The organism is Dermacoccus sp. UBA1591 (assembly GCF_002322065.1).
Taxonomy (GTDB): Bacteria; Actinomycetota; Actinomycetes; order Actinomycetales; family Dermatophilaceae; genus Dermacoccus; species Dermacoccus nishinomiyaensis.
This window is the reverse complement of record NZ_DCNR01000051.1, coordinates 1-1,118: the sequence shown is the minus strand read 5'-3', so window position 1 is coordinate 1,118 and position 1,118 is coordinate 1. Positions and strand designations below refer to the sequence as shown.

General features: G+C 69.3%; 1 protein-coding gene. It reads right to left on the bottom strand.

Translation table 11 applies throughout. The annotated features are described in order from the left end of the window. Positions 1-911: amidophosphoribosyltransferase (locus B2284_RS05460; RefSeq protein ID WP_286697280.1), on the bottom strand; the 911-nt coding region annotated here is incomplete at its 3' end. Positions 912-1,118: the final 207 nt, after the last annotated feature.

Below are 1,118 nucleotides of genomic sequence, written 5' to 3'. Positions count from 1 at the left end.
GCGTCGACGGGGAACTCACGCGCGAGCTGACGGCCCATCTCGACGCGGCTCTCGTAGACCTCGCGGCCGGCGATCGTCGTGTCGGGACGGGCGAGGTAGACGTACTCGAAGACGCAGCCCTTCGGCTCGGGCTCGGCGAACGTCGTCGAGCGCAGACCGTCCGCGTCGATGGCGATCATCTCGCCCGGCGCGACCTCGCGCACGTAGCTGGCGCCGACGATGTCGAGCGCCGCCGTCTCGCTCGCCACGACCCAACCGCGCTCCAGGCGGCCGATGACGAGCGGGCGGATGCCCTGCGGGTCACGCGCGGCGTAGAGCGTGTTCTCGTCCATGAAGACGAAGCAGAACGCGCCCCGCAGGTGAGGCAGCAGGGCGAGGGCCGTCTTCTCGAGGCTCGTGTCGAACTGAGCGCCGAGCAGCGCCGTCACGAGCGCGGTGTCGGTGGTGTTGCCGCGACGCAGCTCGCCGAGCGTGTTGCCGAGCTCGCCGTGGATCTCCTCGAGCTTCTCGCGCAGCTCGGCGGAGTTGATGAGGTTGCCGTTGTGCGCGAGCGCCACCGTGCCCGCCTCGGTGTCACCGAGCGTCGGTTGCGCGTTCTCCCAGGTGGAACCACCCGTCGTCGAGTACCGGCAGTGGCCGATCGCGAGGTGGCCGCGCAGGGAGGCGAGGCTCGTCTCGTCGAACACCTGGGAGACGAGGCCCATGTCCTTGTAGACGAGCAGGCTCTTGCCGTCGCTCGTCGCGATACCTGCCGACTCCTGGCCGCGGTGCTGCAGCGCGTACAGGCCGTAGTAGGTGAGTTTCGCGACCTCTTCACCCGGCGCCCAGACCCCGAAGACGCCACATGCGTCCTGGGGGCCCTTCTCGCCGGGAAGGATGTCGTGTGAGAGTTTACCGTCGCCGCGTGCCACAGACATCAGTCTTTCACGACCTGAGCCGCAGCGTGCATCGTGCGAGCAGCCGGGCGCCGGGGCGCAGGACACGTACGGGCGTCAGGAACGACGGTCGGCGACGACGAACGCGAGGCCGCCGAGCAGCGTGCCGAGGGCACCGAACAGGACGACGAGATAACCGGTCGACGACGACGCCGTGTAGTTGCCGCCGTCACCGCCGTCGAG